This window comes from Streptomyces sp. NPDC044064 (assembly GCF_056434245.1).
In genome coordinates, this window is record NZ_JBWKFN010000006.1 from 82,219 (window position 1) to 99,215 (window position 16,997).

15 protein-coding genes are annotated in these 16,997 nt (G+C 73.0%); 9 read left to right on the forward strand and 6 right to left on the reverse strand.

Annotation, left to right across the window (positions count from 1 at the left end; translation table 11 throughout):
- The first annotated feature begins 20 nt into the window (after positions 1–20).
- Positions 21–1,019, forward strand: a complete 999-nt coding sequence (locus AC07DS_RS11885; protein ID WP_479144338.1) for a CorA family divalent cation transporter — start codon at positions 21–23, stop codon at positions 1,017–1,019.
- A gap of 9 nt (positions 1,020–1,028) precedes the next feature.
- On the opposite strand, the gene AC07DS_RS11890 is transcribed toward AC07DS_RS11885, so the two are convergent.
- Positions 1,029–2,195 (reverse strand): thiolase C-terminal domain-containing protein, encoded by a 1,167-nt coding sequence (locus tag AC07DS_RS11890; RefSeq protein WP_479144339.1) that lies wholly within the window; start codon positions 2,193–2,195, stop codon positions 1,029–1,031.
- 118 nt (positions 2,196–2,313) lie between these two features.
- Here AC07DS_RS11890 and AC07DS_RS11895 point away from each other — a divergent pair, with 118 nt between their 5' ends.
- Entirely contained in the window at positions 2,314–3,582 is a 1,269-nt protein-coding gene (locus AC07DS_RS11895; protein WP_479144341.1) for an acyl-CoA dehydrogenase family protein, read from the forward strand.
- Positions 3,582–4,058, forward strand: a complete 477-nt coding sequence (locus AC07DS_RS11900) for a nitroreductase family deazaflavin-dependent oxidoreductase (protein ID WP_479144343.1) — start codon at positions 3,582–3,584, stop codon at positions 4,056–4,058. The genes AC07DS_RS11895 and AC07DS_RS11900 overlap by 1 nt, the downstream gene beginning before the upstream one ends.
- A 3-nt stretch (positions 4,059–4,061) precedes the next feature.
- Here AC07DS_RS11900 and AC07DS_RS11905 read toward each other — a convergent pair whose 3' ends face one another.
- Positions 4,062–4,682 (reverse strand): LysE family translocator, encoded by a 621-nt coding sequence (locus tag AC07DS_RS11905; protein WP_479144345.1) that lies wholly within the window; start codon positions 4,680–4,682, stop codon positions 4,062–4,064.
- Positions 4,683–4,764: 82 nt separating this feature from the next.
- Here AC07DS_RS11905 and AC07DS_RS11910 point away from each other — a divergent pair, with 82 nt between their 5' ends.
- The 3 genes from AC07DS_RS11910 (at position 4,765) to AC07DS_RS11920 (ending at position 9,902) form a co-directional block, all read left to right on the forward strand.
- Positions 4,765–5,226 carry an Lrp/AsnC family transcriptional regulator gene (locus AC07DS_RS11910; RefSeq protein ID WP_479144347.1) on the forward strand — a complete coding sequence of 154 codons (462 nt, stop codon included), beginning with the start codon at positions 4,765–4,767 and terminating at the stop codon, positions 5,224–5,226.
- A 120-nt stretch (positions 5,227–5,346) separates the two neighbouring features.
- On the forward strand, positions 5,347–5,736 hold the full coding sequence (locus tag AC07DS_RS11915) for a CU044_2847 family protein (RefSeq protein ID WP_479144349.1): 390 nt from the start codon (positions 5,347–5,349) through the stop codon (positions 5,734–5,736).
- Positions 5,736–9,902, forward strand: a complete 4,167-nt coding sequence (locus AC07DS_RS11920; protein WP_479144351.1) for a trypsin-like peptidase domain-containing protein — start codon at positions 5,736–5,738, stop codon at positions 9,900–9,902. The genes AC07DS_RS11915 and AC07DS_RS11920 overlap by 1 nt, the downstream gene beginning before the upstream one ends.
- 48 nt (positions 9,903–9,950) lie before the next feature.
- On the opposite strand, the gene AC07DS_RS11925 is transcribed toward AC07DS_RS11920, so the two are convergent.
- Positions 9,951–10,586, reverse strand: a complete 636-nt coding sequence (locus AC07DS_RS11925) for a TetR family transcriptional regulator (RefSeq protein WP_479144740.1) — start codon at positions 10,584–10,586, stop codon at positions 9,951–9,953.
- Between the two features lie 134 nt (positions 10,587–10,720).
- Between AC07DS_RS11925 and kbpA the strand changes: the two genes are divergently transcribed.
- From kbpA to AC07DS_RS11940, 3 genes are all read left to right on the forward strand, one after another.
- Entirely contained in the window at positions 10,721–11,443 is a 723-nt protein-coding gene (kbpA, locus tag AC07DS_RS11930) for an AfsK-binding protein KbpA (protein WP_479144353.1), read from the forward strand.
- A 190-nt stretch (positions 11,444–11,633) separates the two neighbouring features.
- Positions 11,634–13,976 (forward strand): protein serine/threonine kinase AfsK, encoded by a 2,343-nt coding sequence (afsK, locus tag AC07DS_RS11935; RefSeq protein WP_479144355.1) that lies wholly within the window; start codon positions 11,634–11,636, stop codon positions 13,974–13,976.
- Positions 13,977–14,107: 131 nt separating this feature from the next.
- On the forward strand, positions 14,108–14,635 hold the full coding sequence (locus AC07DS_RS11940; protein ID WP_479144357.1) for a hypothetical protein: 528 nt from the start codon (positions 14,108–14,110) through the stop codon (positions 14,633–14,635).
- A gap of 4 nt (positions 14,636–14,639) precedes the next feature.
- On the opposite strand, the gene AC07DS_RS11945 is transcribed toward AC07DS_RS11940, so the two are convergent.
- The 3 genes from AC07DS_RS11945 to AC07DS_RS11955 are packed head-to-tail and all read right to left on the reverse strand — an operon-like array spanning position 14,640 to position 16,982.
- Positions 14,640–15,416, reverse strand: coding sequence for an enoyl-CoA hydratase/isomerase family protein (locus AC07DS_RS11945; RefSeq protein ID WP_479144359.1), 777 nt, complete (start codon positions 15,414–15,416; stop codon positions 14,640–14,642).
- Positions 15,413–15,820 (reverse strand): Zn-ribbon domain-containing OB-fold protein, encoded by a 408-nt coding sequence (locus tag AC07DS_RS11950; RefSeq protein WP_479144361.1) that lies wholly within the window; start codon positions 15,818–15,820, stop codon positions 15,413–15,415. The genes AC07DS_RS11945 and AC07DS_RS11950 overlap by 4 nt, the downstream gene beginning before the upstream one ends.
- Before the next feature lie 7 nt (positions 15,821–15,827).
- Entirely contained in the window at positions 15,828–16,982 is a 1,155-nt protein-coding gene (locus tag AC07DS_RS11955) for a lipid-transfer protein (protein ID WP_479144363.1), read from the reverse strand.
- Between the last annotated feature and the right edge of the window lie 15 nt (positions 16,983–16,997).

Here is a 16,997-nt window from a genome sequence, read left to right on the forward strand (position 1 = left end):
GGGACCGGCGGTGAGGGGCGATGATCGTAACGGTGGTGTCGATGCCGGAGGGGGGCGTCACGCGTACGGACGTGGCGGAGGCACGGGAGCGGCTCGCCACGGCCGGATTCCTGCTCGTCGACGTCGAGCTGACCGAGGAGCCGCCGACCGTGGTGCCGCCGGTCTCGCACCAGCTCGGCCTGGAAGCCGAGGGTCTGACCTGGCTCGGCAGGGAGGGCGTACCCGCGCGGGCCGAGTTCCTCGGGGACCGGGCCGCTTTCGTCGTGCCCGTGGTCGAGGGGAACGAGGTCGGTCATGTCCATACCCTGGTGACCGAGCGGTATCTCCTCACGGTGCACCGAGGGCAGGCCGGCCTGAGGGAGAGCGTCATCGGGCAGCTGCGGAGCGAACACCCTTCCGACACGGTGGCCGTGCTCTTCCTGCTGCTCGAGGAGGCCCTGGCGACCTACCGCCGGTCCGCCGTGCGGGACCTGCTGCTGGTGGAGGACCTGGAGGACGAGATGTTCATGGGGCGACGCCCCGACCAGATCTACCGGCTGTCACAGCTGCGACGGCACTCCGCCCTCCTGCACCGCACGCTCCTGCCCTACCTCCAGGTGATGGACGAGATGTTCACCCGGAGGATGATGAGCCGCGACTTCCCCGAGGAGCGCCAGCGGCTCGCCCAGGAGTTCCAGCACACGGCGACGCTCGTGCACACGGACATCGAGTCCCTGCAGGACGCCTCCAGGCGGGCCTTCTCCAGCTACTCCACCCTCGTCTCCGGTGAGCAGAACGCCGTGATCAACCGGCTCGCCATCGTGTCGGTGATCTTCCTGCCGCTGTCGTTCCTGACGGGGTTCTTCGGCATGAACTTCACCTATCTGACCGACGAGTTGGAGAGCAGGGCCGTCTTCTGGCTGCTCGCCATCGGGCTGCAGGTCGTCGTCGTGTTCGTCGCGCTCTACGTCCTGCACCGCACCCGCATCTGGCGCAGACTGCGCGAGGAGGAGGGTGAGGGGGGTGCGGACGACCGCTGAGCCGGTCCGTCACCGGCCCAGCACCACCGTCCCCGAGGAGCAGAACCAGCCCCCCGTGCCGGACGCGACACCGAGGTACGGCAACTCTCCGTCCGGCCGCCGCACTTGGCGCTCGCCTGCCTCCCCGCGCAGCTGCCGTACCGCCTCCACCAGCAGGAACAGCCCGCGCATACCGGGGTGTTGGGCCGACAGACCGCCCCCGTCCGTGTTCACCGGGAGTTCCCCGGAGACCAGCAGCCGGCCCTTCTCCACGAACGCCCCGCCCTCGCCCTTCGCGCAGAAGCCCAGGTCCTCCAGGGTCACCAGGGTCATGTAGGTGAAGGCGTCGTAGATCTCGGCGAAGTCGATCTCGGCGGGGCGCACCCCGGCCCGCTCGAAGGCGAGCCTGCCGCTCACCGCCGCAGGGGAGACCGTGAAGTCCGGCCACTCGGACATCGTGGCGTGGGAGACGTGCTCGCCGGTGCCGAGGATCCAGACGGGGGCCGTACGGCAGTCCCGCAGGTACTCCTCGGCCACCAGCAGGACCGCCGCCCCGCCGTCCGAGCGGATGCAGCAGTGCAGCTTGGTGAAGGGGTCGGCGACCATCGGGCCGGACAGGACGTCGTCGACCGTGATCGGGTCCCGGAACATCGCCTCGGGGTTCAGGGCGGCGTTGGCGCGGGCCTGGACCGCCACCTGGGCCAGCTGCTCGATCGTCGTGCCGTGCTCGATCATGTGCCGGCGGGCCGCCATCGCGTACTTGGCGATCAGCGTGTGGCCGTAGGGGACCTCGAACTGGAGCGGGCCGCGTGCGCCGAACGACAGGTTTCCCGTCCTGCGGCCGGCCCTGATGTCCGAGCGCGCCGTCGAGCCGTAGACCAGCAGGACGGCGTTCGCGTGGCCGGCCGCTATCGCGTCCGCCGCGTGGGCCGCCATGACCTCCCAGGTCGAGCCGCCGACGGAGGTGGAGTCCACCCAGGTGGGGCGCAGGCCCAGATACTCGGCCACCTCCACCGGGGCCAGCGTGCCGAGGCCCGCCGAGGCGAAGCCGTCCACCAGGGTGCGGTCCAGGCCCGCGTCCGCGAGGGCGCGGCGGGCCGCCTGGGCGTGCAGGGCGTACGGGGTCGTGCCGTCCACGCGGCCGCAGTCGGAGAGGGCCACCCCGGCCACGGCGACTTTCCGGTTCCCGGGTCTCATAAATCTGACGGTACATCAGATCTGCTGGCCCGCGGCAGGTGTCGCGCCTCTGGGCTTCGCCTCCCGCCCGGCCTAATATGACGCACCGTCAGATCAGGTCGGAGGGATCGGATCAGCCATGGACACGCGTCTCACCGCCGAGCAGGACGAGATCCGCCGGGCCCTGCGTGAACTGCTCAACAAGCACGGTGGCGCCGAGGCGCTGCGGGCCGCCGTCGACAGTCCGGCCGGGTACGACCCCGCTCTGTGGTCCGCCCTCGCCGGCCGGCTCGGCCTGCCCGGGCTCGCCCTCCCCGAGGCCTACGGCGGCGTCGGCTGCTCGGCCACCGAACTCGCCCTCGCCTGCGAGGAGACGGGGCGGACGCTCGTCCCCTCCCCGCTGCTGGCCACCTCCGTCCTCGTGGCCCCGCTGATCCTCGCCCTCGGCACCGAGGAGCAACGCACCGCTGTGCTGCCCCGCCTCGCCGCCGGCACCCTCACCGCCGCCCTCTGCGTCCCCGGCCCCGCCCTCACCGCCGCCCTGGCCCTGACCGGCGGCAGCGACGGCCAGTGGGCCGGCGGCGGCCGGGCGGGCGGCGTGCAGGCCCGGCAGGGCGGGGACGGGTGGCGGCTGTACGGACAGGTCGACCAGGTGCTGGACGGGCACAGCGCCGGGCTGCTCGTCGTCGCCGCGCACACCGGCGGGTACGCGCGGTCCCGGACCCTGCTGTTCCTGGTCGCGGGGGACGCCGTGGGGGTCGTACGGGCCCGGCAGACCGCGCTCGACGCCACCCGGCCGCAGGGACGGATCCAGCTCCGGGACGTGCCGGCCGAGTTGCTGGGACAGGCCGACCAGGACGTGCTTCCCGCCCTCGCCGGACTCGGCGACACCGTCGCCGCCGTGCTCGCCGCCGAGGCGGTGGGCGCCGCCGACCGGGCGCTGGAGCGGACCGTGGAGTACGTGGGGCGGCGGGAGCAGTTCGGGCGGGCCATCGGCTCCTTCCAGGCGGTCAAGCACCGGCTGGCGGACGTGTACGTGGGCGTGCAGGCCGCCCGCTCGGCCGCGTACTACGCCGCCTGGGCGACGGCGAACGAATCAGCAGGTGCGGCGCGATGGGGGTGCCCCCAGGCGTCCAGCACCGGGGGAGCCTCGCCGGAAGGGTGGTGGCGGGAGACGGGTGGGCACCTGGGCGGGCTCGCGCTCGCGCAGGCACTGGAAGCGCTGCGGAGTGCGGCCGGGGAGGCGATCCAGCTGCACGGCGGGATCGGGTTCACCTGGGAGCACGAGGCCCACCTGTACTTCAAACGGGCGGCCGGGGACGAGCTGCTCTTCGGGCCCGTGCACCGGCTGCGGGACCGGGCCGCCGAGGAGGCCGGGCTGTTCGTGCGCGGGGAGGTGGCGGTCTGATGGCCGGCGTCGGCGTGCGGTTCGTGCAGAAGGTGTCCGCCACCCGGGCCTTCGCGAAGGTCGCCCCGCACGTGGTCCCGGCCCTCGACCGGGCCGTGCACCGGCTCACCCGGGGAAGGGTGCTGCTCAGCGCGCAGCTGCTGCCCGGCGTGATCCTCACCTCGACGGGAGCGAGGAGCGGGCTGCCGCGCCGGACCCCGCTGGCCTGCATGCCGGAGGAGGACGGGCACGGCTGGCTCCTCGTCGGCTCCAACTTCGGCCGGACCGGCCATCCCGCCTGGACCCACAACCTGCTCGCCCGTCCGGACGCCTCGATCAGCTGGAAGGGCCGGGACATCCTGGTCACGGCCCGGCTGCTGGAGGGGGAGGAGCGGGCCGCCGCCTGGAAGGCGCTGCTGGCGTTCTGGCCGCCGTACGCCACCTACCAGGCGCGGGTGGAGCGGGAGATCAGGATCTTCCGGCTCCTGAGAAAGTGATCGTCAGAGCGTGGCCAGGCGTTCCACCAGCAGGAACGCGCCGATTCCGAGCATCGCCGCGCCCGACGTGCGGGTGACCGCGCGGGCCGCGGCCGGCCGGGCCGCCAGCAGGACGCGGGCCAGGGCGCCGACGCTGAGGTACACGGCCGCGCAGCACGCCATGTGCAACAGGCCGAGGGACGCGGTCTGGGCGGGTATGGGCAGGTGGGCGCCGCGGAGAGTGAGGAACTGGGGAAGCACGGAGAGGTAGAGCAGCAGGCCCTTGGGGTTCAGCCCGCTGATCGTGGCACCCCGCAGGAACAGGCGCCGGTCGGGGCCCGGGGCCTCGTCCGCCGCCCCCGGGACGGCCGGGCGGCGCAGCACTCCCCAGCCCAGCCACAGGAGATATCCGGCGCCCGCCACCGTCAGTGCCGTGAGCAGCCGGGGCGAGCCCGCGACCAGGACCGCGAGACCCGCCGTCGCCAGGACCGTGTGCAGGGCGTAGCCGGAGACCAGGCCCGCCACCGCACGCGGCACCGAGCGGCCGCGCAGGGCGGTCGCGATGACGAACGCCCAGTCCGCGCCCGGTACACACACCAGCAGCAGGTCCACGGCGAGGAAGGAGAAGAGCAGTCCCGAGTCCATGCTGGGGACATTAGGCGTGAATGGCCCGAAAGTGTTCCTGAAATTTGCCCATGATCGTGAGTTCTGGGCAATTATCTTCTTCATGGACGACGTAGACCGGAAAATCCTTGCCGAACTGCAGCAGGACGGGCGGCTGACCGTGACCGAGCTGGCCGCCCGGGTGCGCCTGAGCGTCTCGCCCTGCCACCGGCGGCTGCGCGAGCTGGAGCGCTCCGGTGCCATCCAGGGCTACCGGGCGGTGGTGGACGCGGCCGCGCTCGGGCTCAACTTCGAGGCGCTGGTCTTCGTCTCCATGCGGCAGGAGGACCGGGAGACGGTCGTCGAGTTCGAGCGGGCGGTCAGCGAGCTGGAGCACGTCCTGGACGCCCAGCGGCTGTTCGGCGAGCCCGACTATCTGCTCCGGGTGGCCACCGCCGACCTCGCCGCCTTCCAGCGGCTGTACGACGAGCGGCTCGCGACCCTGCCCGGGGTGCAGCGGCTGACCTCGACGCTGGTGATGAAGCACGTGGTGCAGGACCGGCCGCTGCCCGCGACACGGGGGTAGCCCGGCGGGCGCCCGCTGTCTCAAATGCGTTGTGCGGACAGGGTGTTGCCCCCTGCGGGGCGGGAGCGGCCTGTGGTACACCGAGAACGCGATCAGTGGTTGCGGGAGACGGGGGCGGACATGAACGACATGTACATTCCGGTCGAAGTGGGCGGTGTCCGGATCCTGGTGGAGGCCACCGATGTGCGGCTGCCGGGAACGGAGCAGACGGCCGCGTGGCCGGGGAACCTCACCGGACGCGTCCAGGACGCCTTCGAGCAGGCGCAGTCGACGATCGTGGAGGTCGCGACCTCCACGGCGGCGGCCCTGCGCCGGGCGGGCCGGGCGGCCGGGCCGGACGCCCTGGAGGTGGAGTTCGGGGTGAAGTTCTCCGCCAAGGGCGACATCATCGTGGCCGGCGCGAGCGGCGAGGTCACCCTCAGGGTGAAGCTGACGTACGACGGGAGGGGAGCCCAGGCGGCCGACGAGGACGAAGCCGGTGACGAGGGAGCCGACGACGAGGCGTCCTGATGCCTGCACCCGCCGCGTCCCCCGCGTCCCCCGCGTCCCCCGCGTCCCCCGCGTCCTCCTCGTCCTCCTCCGGCGTCCCCGGATATCTGGGCAGCGTCCTGCACTCCGACGCCGACGAACCGGTGGGCACCTGCTTCCAGCTCTCGCCCGGCGTCCTCGCCACCGCCTGCCACGTCCTGGAGAGGCTCGGTCTCGCGGTCCCGGGCGCGCAGGTGCGCTTCGCCCCGCTGGCGGGCGGCCCGGCGGGCACGGCCACGGTCGAACGGGTGGACCCGGCACACGATCTGGCCGTTCTGCGCACCGACAGCCCCCTTCCGGCGTCCGTGACCCGCGCCATGCCGACGGAGACCGTGGAACCCGGCACCGAGCTGGTCATCGAGGGCTTCGGGGTGGTCCCCGGCTACGACGACCGGCACACCTACCAGTACCTGAGGGCCGACGGACGCTGGGAGCACACGACCGAGCGGGACGACGGCGTCCGGCTCGGCCGCCTCCGCGCCAAGGACCTGCTGAGCGGCATGAGCGGCGCCCCCGTCCGCCGTACCTCCGACGACGCCGTCGTCGGCGTGGTCAGCGCCCGCTACAACAGCACCGACGGCTGGCTGCGCGACTCGGTGTGGACGGCCAGGACCGAGGATCTCGCCGCGCTCGCCCCGCGGGAGCTGTCCTGGTTCTCCCCGCACCTGCGCACGCACGGGCAGGTACTGCGGGACCTCGACGACAAGGAGCAGTACCTCACGGCGGAGCGGCTGGAGTTCGTCAGTCCGGGGGCGGGCAGCGGCGCCGCTCCGGTCCGGCTGCTGGACCGGCTCGACGCGCAGTACGAGCCCGGCGGGTACGCGGAGCCGCGGCGCGGGGTGCTGCTGGAGGGCGTGGCCGGAGCCGGGAAGACCCGTACCTGCTTCGAGGTGGCGACGCTGGCCGGACAGGAACCGGCGGGCACCTGGCTCGTCCTGCACGTGACACCCGGGTCCGCGGTGACCGCCGAGCACCTCGTACAGGCGGCCCTGGCGCACGCGCCGGTCGCGGACGCGGCCCGGGTCCTGCTCGTCCTCGACTATCTGGACAGCTACTCGCAGCTGGGGCTGACGGAGCTGGGCCGGGAACTGCAGACCCTCGACCCGGAGGGACGGGTGGCCTGTCTGGCCTCCGCCCGGCCCGGTGCGCTCCAGATGTCGGAGGTGCAGGGCGTCTTCGCTCGGGTGCCCTTGGAGGACGGGGAGGAATACCGGGGCCGGGTGGCCGCGGCGATCTTCCAGAAGGTCGCCCGGGAGGCCTGGCGGCGGTGGGGCGAGGAGGAGCTGGTGGCCGCGTGCAGCGACCGGCCGGTCCTCGCCCTGCTGATCGCGCGGGCGCTGGAGGAGCAGGCCCGGTCCGGGCAGGACGCCCCCGACCTCTCCGACCTGCGCCGGGGCAGCCACTTCGACTGGCTGCGACGGCGACTCGAACGTGACTTCGGCGTCCCGACCGCCGCGGACGGCGAGGCGGGCCTGTCCCGTCCACGCGTGGCGCTGCTGGCCTCCACGGTGGCCCTGCTGGCCTGCCCGCAGGACCGTTCCGCCGCCGTGCGGGAGGCCGTGGACCGGGCCCTCGACCAGCGCGCCGACAGCGACTTCGGGCTCCGAGGCGGTGATGTGCTCGCCCTGCTGCGCGACCAGGGCTGGCTGGTGGGCGGCGCCGACCGGCTCGAACTGGTCCACGACATCGTCGCGGACGGCCTGCTCGACGCCACACTGGTCCCCGGGCAGACCGTCCAGAGCGGCACCGCCGAGGAACTCCTGGACGCGCTGCTCGACCGCGGCCCGACCTTCACCCAGGCCGTACGGCACCTCTCCCGCTGGACCACCGACCAGGACGCGGCCCGGCAGGCCAGGATCGAGGACGCGTGCGCCCGCTGGCTGCAGGTGCGGGCCGACCCGATCGGGAAGCTGCTCGCCGCCGACGCACTCGGCGAGACCGCGTTCGACCTGATGGCCCGCACCCCCTGGCAGGCCGGGATGCTCCGGCTCTGGGACGAGCTGGTCGGACCCTGGCTGGACCAGATCGAGCGTGAGCGGCCCCGTGCCCTGCCCGCCGTACTCGCCCAGGCCGTGGACAGCATCGCCGGACCGCTGCCGCAGCAGCTGCTCGGCAGCGCCCTGACCTGCCTGGAATCACGTCGCCACGCCCCCGAGACGGGCCTGCTCCTGCAGGCCCTGCTGTACGCCGAGGGCCTGGCGCCGGACCGGCTGGACGTGGTCGCCGACCGCGCCCTGGCCTGGGTACGGCGCCACCAGGGTGAACGGCGCGCCGTCCAGCTGCTGGCCGCCGCCCTCGGCCGCCCCGAGCTGACGCCCGGGACCGCCCGGCGGCTGGTGGAGGCGGCCCGGGAGTGGATACGCCGCAACCCGGGGCACTCGGCCGGCTCCGTGGTGCTCGGCCCGCTGCTCGACCGCGACGATCTCGGACCCCACGCCAAGTCCGTGCTCGACGCCGCGCTGACCTGGGTCGTCCGGCAGAACGGCAACCCCGGCGTCTCGTTCGTCCTGCCGCGCCTGCTGCGGCGCACGGATCTCGGGGGACACCGGGACCGCGCGGTCGGCCAGGCCCTGAAGTGGCTGCGCGATCACCGCGAGCGCCCGCAGGCCTCCTTCGTGCTGCGCCCCCTGCTGCGCTTCGACCTCACCGAGGAGGAGGCCCAGCAGGCCGTCGGACACGCGAACAAATGGCTGACCCGCAACGCCGGGGAACCGCAGGAGTTCGTCCTCGGCGCCCTGGTGCGCTGGGACGGCCCGGCCGCCGAACGCGTCGGCAGGCTGCTCCGAGAGCAGCCGGTGACCGAGTCGCAGCAGCATCTGCTGGCCGACCTCCTGCGCGGCGATCTGCCGCGGCCGCTCCTCCAGGATGTCGTCGACGCGACCCTGCGCTGGCTGCGGATCCACGGCCAGGGGCCGGATTCCGCGCTGCTGCACTGGCTGCTGCGCCGGCTCCCGCCGGGCGGCGAGGCCTGGGCCGAGGCGTCCGAGCGGGCCGTGCGGTGGCTGAAGCGGTACGGCACCGCCGCCGAGGCCAGCTTCCTGCTGGACGACCTCCTCACCGCCGAGCCAGGCCGCGCGGACACCACCCGTCTCGCCCTGGACTGGCTGGCCCGGCCCGGCACCGATCCGTACGCCAGCTACGTCCTGAGGCCCCTGCTGCTGCACCACAACGGCCTCCCCGAGGACCAGGCCGGGCAGGCGGTGGACCGCGCCCTGGCCTGGCTGGTGGGGCAGGCCGAGAGCGACGAGGCGAGGTTCGTCATCGAGCCGCTGCTCATCCTGCAGGCCCTCGGCCCGGACGAGGCCACCGCCACCCTGCGGGCCACCACCCGGTGGCTCCGGGACCATGCGACGAGCCCCGGCGCCGACCGGGTGCTGGGCCCGCTGCTGACCCGCGCCGACGTGGTGGGCGACCTACGCGCCGTGACCGAGGCCCTGGCGGTGGCCTGGCTCGAACACCACCCGGAGGCCGACGGCGGCATCGCCCTGCCGGCGATGCTGCTGGCCCGGCCGGGCCCCGCCCCGGAGCTCGCGGCCCGGCTCGTCCCGTACGTGGTGAACCGGACAGGGAAGGGCCGTACGGCCGCCTCCCACCTCATCGGTCTGCTGCGCTCGGTGCCGGCCGGCGCGCGGCAGCGGGCGGCGCTGATCGACCACACGCTGACCTGGCTGGACCGCTTCGGCCCGCCCGGCACGGGCAACCCGAGCGCGGTGTACGCGCACCTGCTGGCCCAGCGCGACCTCACCGAGGAACAACTGGCCCGCGCGGCCGAGCTCTTCCTGGCCTGGCTGGACCACCGGGCGACCGGCTCGGTGGTGGGACGCCCGCTGGCCGAGCTGCTCCGGCACACCGGACCAGCCCCCTGGCGGGCGGCCGCCGTGACCCGTGCGCTCGCCTGGCTGGCCGAGAACGCCTCCCGGCCCATCGCGGCCGAGGTGCTCCTCGCCCTGCTGGGCGACCCGGAGCCGCCCCTGGACCGCCGGGCCGAGGTGCTCGGGTACGCACACGAGTGGCTGACGGGCAACGGGCCCGGGCACTGGAGCTGGGCGGAACTCGCCGAAGCCGTCGGCTGGGTGGAGGGCACCGGGGCGGCCCCGGGCGGCCCACCCGGCCCCGAAGAGAAAGCAGGCGGTGGTCCACTCGGGTGAACCACCGCCTGCCAGACAGGACTTGGGACCTGGAAAAATGGCCGCGTGCTACTTCGTCGGCTTCTTGCCTGTCACACCGAGGTGCACCAACAGCGCCAGGTTCGGCTTGAGTTCGGCCTGCTTGACGCCCCAGGTCTGGAAGCCCTTCTGGTGCGCGGCCACGGCCGCGAGCATCGCGACCAGCGAGCCGGCCACCGCGGCCGGGTTCACGTCCTTGTCGATCCTGCCCTTGGACTGGAGTTCCGTGATGGAGTCGACCAGGGAGTTGTTCACCGAGTTCAGGATCTTCATCCGGATCTTGTAGAACCGTTTGTCCCCTTCGGCGGCGCCGAGGTCGACCACGCGCAGGATCGCGTCGTTCTTCCGCCAGAACTCGAGGAACCCGTCCACGAGTTCCTGCGCGGTCTGCCACCCCGCCTTGCCGGCCCAGCTCCGGCCCGCCAGCAGCTCGGTCAACCCGACGCCCTCGGCGGCCATTTGGTCCGCGATCTCCAGGACGGCACCTTCGACGTCCGGGAAGTACTGGTAGAAGGTCGCGGGCGAAGTGCCCGCCTTCCGGGCGACATCGATGACCTTGACGTCCCGGTAGGGGGAGGAGCTGAGCATCTCGCTGAGGCAGTCGAGCAGCTTCTGCCGGGTCGCCTGCCCACGCCGGCCGGCCACGCGGCCGTCGACGGTACGCACTTGTCCTGTCATGCCGTCAGCTTACCGAGGGGTGATCGGAGCGCTATTCGGCCGACTGCAAATGGGGTGCACGGGTGCATCGGGGGTGGTGTGGCTGGTCTGCGGGGTGCGCGCGGCACGGTTACTTTGGCGACATGGCCGAAAACAGGGCATCGGTGTACGGAGAGGGCGTCCCCTGCTGGGTGGACGCCCGGCTTTCCGACGTCGAGGCGGGCAAGCGGTTCTACGGTGAGCTTTTCGGGTGGACCTTCGAGGACGCTCTAGGCTCCTCCGTGTGGGCCCTGCTGGGCGGCGAGCCCGTCGCCTCGCTCGCCCCCAAGATGGACGGGCGGATGCCCACCGTCTGGACGGTGTCCTTCGCCACTCCGGACGCCCAGGCCCTCGGCCGGCGGATCGTCGCGGCGGGCGGGCAGGTGGTCATGGCCCCCTTCCCGGTGGGCGACCTGGGCGTCGCCGCCCTCGCCGCCGACCCCCAGGGCGCCGTGTTCGGCCTGTGGCAGTCCGCGAGCCACCCCGGCTTCGGGCGGCGGCACGAGCCGAACACCTTCGTCTGGGTCGAGCTCTACACCCGCGACACCGCCGCCGCGAACACCTTCTACGGCGGCCTCTTCCACGACGCCCTGTTCGGTGCCGACGCCGAGCCCGACTTCGGCCGCGCCGACGTCGCGGACGTCTTCCCGGCCGAGATGCCGTCGCACTTCGTCACCCACTTCCGGGTCACGGACCTGGAGGACGCCGTCGGGGCCGTACAGCGGCTCGGCGGGCGGGTGCAGGCTCCACCCTTCGAGACGTCGTACGGACGAGTGGCCGTCGTCACCGACAATCAGGGGGCGTCGTTCGCGGTACTGCAGCGGTGAGGCAGGCACCACGACGATGAAATGACCGTATTCGGCATGAGACACCCCGATTCGTCACCGGGTTCGCAACCAGCCTCCCGGCCAGGAAGAATCAGGGTGCGTGCCGCCATGGCGGTGCGGTGGTGAGACGCTGCACTTCGGTCGCGTACATATGTGGGTGGCGCGGCTCGTACGGGGAGGTGGCAGGCAAGTGGTGGATCAGCTGACACAGCACGATCCGCGGCGGATCGGGCCGTTCGAGGTGCTGGGCCGGCTGGGTGCCGGCGGCATGGGGCTGGTCTATCTGGCACGCTCGGCGTCCGGCCGGCGCGTGGCGATCAAGACGGTCCGCACCGAGCTGGCCGAGGACCAGCTCTTCCGGGTCCGCTTCACCCGTGAGGTGGAGGCGGCCCGGGCGGTATCCGGCTTCTACACGGCTGCCGTGGTCGACGCCGATCCGCGCGCCGCCGTGCCCTGGCTCGCCACGGCCTACGTCCCCGCGCCCTCCCTCGAGGAGATAGTGAACGACTGCGGGCCGCTCCCGGCCCAGGCGGTGCGCTGGCTCGCGGCGGGCGTGGCGGAGGCCCTGCAGTCCATCCACGGTGCCGGCCTGGTCCACCGCGACCTGAAGCCGTCCAACGTCCTGGTGGTCGAGGACGGCCCCCGGGTGATCGACTTCGGCATCGCCTCCGGCGTCTCGAACACCCGTTTGACGATGACGAACGTCGCCGTCGGCACCCCCGCCTACATGTCGCCCGAGCAGGCCAAGGACTCGCGCAGCGTCACCGGCGCCAGCGACGTCTTCTCGCTCGGCTCCATGCTGGTCTTCGCGGCCACCGGTCACCCGCCCTTCCACGGCGCCAACCCGGTCGAGACCGTCTTCATGCTGCTGCGCGAGGGCCCGGACCTCACCGGCCTGCCCGACGAGCTGCGCCCCCTCATCGAGGTCTGTATGCAGATGGAGGCAGCCGGCCGCCCCTCCCCTGCCGACCTCCAGGCCCAGCTCGCCCCGCACCTGTTCGGCTCCGGTTCCGACGACAGCGGCACCGCCTCCGCCTGGCTGCCGGAGAAGGCCGTCGCCCTCATCGAGACCCGCCGCGGCGGACGCCCTGCCGCCAAGCCCGCCCCCACCTCGCCCGGCCCGCGCAGCGGCGGGCGGGGGGCCGTACCCCCGCCGCCGTCCTACGACCCCGCCGTCCGGGCCCCCGCGCCGGTCGGCGCGGCGGGCGCGCCCGACACCGGCCCGGTCCGGCTGGCCGGCGCCCCGGTGCCCATCGGCCCCGGCCCCCGGGTCGCCGACGCCCGCGCCGCCGCCGTCAAGGCGCCCCCGCCGGAGGCCGGCCTGGTCGCCAGCTGGTCCCGCCCCCGCCCCGGCGTCAACGGCGCCGACCCCGCCGTACCGCCCGCGCCCCCGGAGACCACGTCCGGCTGGCGCCCCTGGCGGTTCCGCATGTCCAACGACGTCTGGGGCACCCCCACCGTCGACGGCGACCTCGTCTACGTCACCTCCTTCGAGGTGCACGCCCTGGACGTGGGCACCGGCCGCCGCCGCTTCAAGACGCGGGACGTCGCCTGGTCGATGGCTGTCGCGGACGGCCGTATCCACGCCTCCGACGGCCCCACCCTGTTCGCCCTGGACGCCCGCGAGGGCGCCGACCTGTGGCGGCTGTCCACGGACGCCTGGGTGTACTCCCTGCACGCCGACCGGGGCACGGTCGTCACCGGCACCCGCGGTGGCGGCGTCCAGGCCTGGGAGGCCTCCGGCGGCCAGAAGCTGTGGGAGATCTCCGGCTGCCAGACCGACTTCGAGTCCCCCGAGGCGGGCCCCGCCGTCCACGACGGCACCGTCTACGTCTGGCAGGACGCCCGGCTGCGTGCCCTGGAGGCCCGCACCGGCGAGGAGCGCTGGTCGTACCCCATCGGCGACGCGGCCTCCTGCGGCGGCGTCCCGGTCCGCATCACCCCGGCCCCCGACGGCTACGTCTACGTCTCCGCCGGCACCCGTGTCCTCGCCATCGACGTGGCGAGCGGCATGGTGCGCTGGCACTTCGAGTCCCCGGCGGTCTTCCTCTGCCCGCCCGCCTTCGCCCCGGGCCCTGCCGTCACCGGCGGCGGCATCTACCTCGCCGACTACCTGGGCACGGTCTACGCCCTGGACGCCACCGACGGCCGCGACCGCTGGCGCATCGCCACCGAGGCCCGCTCCTCCGTCGAACCGGTCCTGGTCGCCGCCGGCCATGTCCACGTCGGCAGCGGCAAGGGCCTGTACACCCTGGACGCGGTCACCGGCACCCCCAAGTGGCGCTTCCAGGCCGGCGGCGACGTCGTGGGCGCCCCCTCCGTCGCCGAGGGCCGCATCCACTTCGGTTCCACCGACCATCTGCTGTACACGCTGAAGGCCGACGACGGCCGGCTCCGCTGGAAGCTCGCCACCGGCGGCGAGATCACCGGCTCGCCCGTGGTCAAGGACGGGGTGGTGTACGCGTGCAGCAAGGACCGCTGCGTGTACGCGCTCGACGCGGAGAAGGGGACGGGGACCGCGCGCACCAGCTGAATCGGGCCGGGGTGACGGCCGTCGCACCGGCTGCACGGAAGGGGTCCGGACGGCGGCCGTCTCACGAGGGACGCTACCCCGGGTGCAGAAGCACTGCCACGCGGTGATCGCTCCGCCGTTAGGGTGACCGCATGAAAATGCGGGGGCGCACACTCAAGTTCACGGCCGTGCTCATGTTCGTGGTCCTCGCCCTGACGGGGTTCTCGTCGGGGCACGGCCGCAGCCGCGGCCATCACTACAAGAGCGGCCACAGCAGCGGGGGCGGCCACAGCAGTGGCGGGGGCGGCTGCAGCAGCTCGCACCAGGACCACGACGACGAGGACAACGACTCCTACGACAGCTCGTACAACGACTCGGACGACACCTCGGACGGCGGCGGCAGCGGCTATCTGGAGGACGCCACGGTCAAGCTCGTCGGCTGCGCGACCAGGAAGAAGCCGTACGCGACGGTCGAGGTCACCAACCCGAACGACACGGGTGCCACCTTCTCGGTGACGGTCTACTACAAGGACCGGCGCTCCAAGTACATCGACTACGACGACCTGGACGTCACCGTCCCCGCCCACGGCAGGAAGACCGCCCGGATCCCGTTCAACAAGGCCTACTTCGCGCGCCTCGACCACTGCGAGCCCCAGGCGAACGCCACCGTCGTGAGCTGACGGCTCACCGCGTCCGGAACCCTCCCCGGCGCCGCCCCTCGAACAGCGCGGCCTGCCGCTCGGCCGGCAGACTGCCGAGGGCGATGAGGTGCGGCGCCTGCGCGAACGCCTGCGCACGGCCCGCCTCCCCGGCCGCCCACAGGGCCCGTACCGTCCCCTGCACGCCCTCCGCCGGATACCCGGCGATGACGGTGGCGCAGCGTACGGCCGCCTCCAACGCCTCGCCCGGCTCGGTCAGTTCCGACACGAGCCCGATCTCGTGGGCCCGCCGCGCGGAGATCCGCTCGGCGGTCCCCATGAGCATCATCCGGGCCACCTCCCCGTACGGCATCCGCGCGGCCATCAGCACGGACTCGTAGGCGCTGACCATCCCGTACGTCGTGTGCGGATCGAAGAAGGCCGCCGTCGTGTCCGCGACGACGAACTCGCTCTCGCCCAGCAGATAGAAGGCCCCGCCGCAGGCCATGCCCCGCACCGCGGCCACCACCGGCTTCCACAGGTCGTTCGCCTTCGGCCCGATCCGCAGCAGCGGATCGTCCTGCATGTACGGCGACGAGGGCTGCGGCACGGCGAAGTCCCGGTCGATGCCCGTGCAGAAGGCGCGTTCCCCGGCCCCGGTCAGGACGACGGCGCGCACGGTGTCGTCGAACCGCAACTCCTTCCACAGGGCTGCGAGTTCCTCCACCATGTCCGCGTCGACGGCGTTGAGCCGCTCGGGCCGGTCCAGCGTGACGACGGCGACGCCGGTGTCCTTGTCCGCGGAGAACCGGAGGGTGTTCACGCCGGCACCCACTGCGGGAACCCGTCGCAGAACACGACCTGGACCCGGCCGCCGATCCGGATGCGCCGAGGATCGAGGGAGTTGAGGGGAGCGCCGGCACGGCTCACCAGATTCCCCACGAGCCGTATCCGGGGTGCGTCCTCCAGCTCCACGACGACCACGTTGTACGGCGCCTGCTCCGCGTACTCGGGCAGCAGCGGCGGATGCGGCAGGACGTACGACCACACGCGCCCGCGCCCCGACACCGCCCGCCACTCGCTCGTGAAGGACTGGCAGTGCGGGCAGCACGGCCGGGGCGGGAACCGGAACTCGCCGCACTCGCCGCACGCCTGGACACGCAGCTCGCCACGGGCGGCGTACTCCCAGAAGGGCGCGCCGTCGGTGTCGGTGACGGGGGTCAGCATGGCTGTCTCAACTCCTCAGCAGCAGGGCGGAGGTGGGGACACCCTCGCCGGCGGTGACCAGACAGGTGGCGGCCCCGGGAACCTGCGCGGTACTGGTGCCGCGCAGCTGCTTCACCCCTTCGTTGATGAGGTTGAAGCCGTGCACATAGGCCTCGGAGAGTCCGCCGCCCCCGGTGTTGAGGGGCAGCCGCCCCCCGATCTCCAGGGCGCCCTGCTCGGTGAAGGCGCCGCCCTCGCCCCGCCCGCAGAAGCCGTACCCCTCCAGGGAGAGCGGTATCAGGGCCGTGAAGGCGTCGTAGATCTGCGCCACGTCCACGTCCTCGGGCGTGAAGTCGGCGTGCTTCCACAGATGCCGGGCGGCGCTCCAGGCCGGGCCGGTGAGCGGGTCGTCGTTCCAGTAGTTGACCATTCCGTGGTGCTGGGCGGGCAGTCCCTGGGCGGCGGAGTGGACGTAGACGGGCTTCTTGGCGCAGTCCCGGGCGCGCTCCCTGCTGACGACGACACAGGCCAGTGCGCCGTCCGTCTCCAGACAGTTGTCGAAGAGGCACAGGGGCTCACTGATCCAGCGGGAGGTCATGTACATCTCGCGGGTCAGCGGCCGTTCGTACATCACCGCCGCCGGGTTCTGGTTGGCCCGGTTCCGGCAGGCGAGGGCGACGTTGAAGAAATGATCCCGGGTCGCGCCGAACTCGTGCATGTAGCGGCGCGCGAGCATGGCGATCTCGTCGGCGGGCCGGAGCAGCCCGAAGGGCCGGGTCCACTGGGCGGGCGTGGGCAGCTGGACGGCGGTGTTGGTCCAGGGCCGGGGCCCGCTGCCCCGCTTCCGCGACCGCCAGGCCACACCCACGGAAGCCTGCCCGGACGCGATGGCGGAGGCCAGATGGGCCACCGTCGCACAGGACCCCCCGCCCCCGTACCCGACCTTGCCGAAGAAGGTGAGGTCCCCGAAGCCGACCGCCTTGGCCAGCTCCACCTCGTCCGTCTCCTCCATGGTGTAGGAGGCGAGGGCGTCGACCTCGCCGGGCGCGATCCCGGCGTCCTCCAGGGCGGCGAGCACGGCCCGGCAGGCGAGCGTCTTCTCGTCCTCCGGGAGTTGTCTGGCGAAGGCGGTCTGCCCGATTCCGACGATGGCGGTGGCATCTCTGAGCCCCGTTCCTGCCATGGTGCACCCACCCTT

Excerpts from the sequence above, each read along its gene's own strand:
- kbpA (WP_479144353.1), top strand. The coding sequence starts at position 10,721 with ATGGCCGAAAACAGGGCATCGGTGTACGGAGAGGGCGTCCCCTGCTGG.
- AC07DS_RS11905 (WP_479144345.1), bottom strand. The coding sequence starts at position 4,682 with ATGGACTCGGGACTGCTCTTCTCCTTCCTCGCCGTGGACCTGCTGCTG.
- AC07DS_RS11915 (WP_479144349.1), top strand. The coding sequence starts at position 5,347 with ATGAACGACATGTACATTCCGGTCGAAGTGGGCGGTGTCCGGATCCTG.
- AC07DS_RS11910 (WP_479144347.1), top strand. The coding sequence starts at position 4,765 with ATGGACGACGTAGACCGGAAAATCCTTGCCGAACTGCAGCAGGACGGG.
- AC07DS_RS11920 (WP_479144351.1), top strand. The coding sequence starts at position 5,736 with ATGCCTGCACCCGCCGCGTCCCCCGCGTCCCCCGCGTCCCCCGCGTCC.
- AC07DS_RS11900 (WP_479144343.1), top strand. The coding sequence starts at position 3,582 with ATGGCCGGCGTCGGCGTGCGGTTCGTGCAGAAGGTGTCCGCCACCCGG.
- AC07DS_RS11940 (WP_479144357.1), top strand. The coding sequence starts at position 14,108 with ATGAAAATGCGGGGGCGCACACTCAAGTTCACGGCCGTGCTCATGTTC.
- AC07DS_RS11895 (WP_479144341.1), top strand. The coding sequence starts at position 2,314 with ATGGACACGCGTCTCACCGCCGAGCAGGACGAGATCCGCCGGGCCCTG.
- AC07DS_RS11950 (WP_479144361.1), bottom strand. The coding sequence starts at position 15,820 with ATGCTGACCCCCGTCACCGACACCGACGGCGCGCCCTTCTGGGAGTAC.
- AC07DS_RS11885 (WP_479144338.1), top strand. The coding sequence starts at position 21 with ATGATCGTAACGGTGGTGTCGATGCCGGAGGGGGGCGTCACGCGTACG.
- AC07DS_RS11890 (WP_479144339.1), bottom strand. The coding sequence starts at position 2,195 with ATGAGACCCGGGAACCGGAAAGTCGCCGTGGCCGGGGTGGCCCTCTCC.
- AC07DS_RS11955 (WP_479144363.1), bottom strand. The coding sequence starts at position 16,982 with ATGGCAGGAACGGGGCTCAGAGATGCCACCGCCATCGTCGGAATCGGG.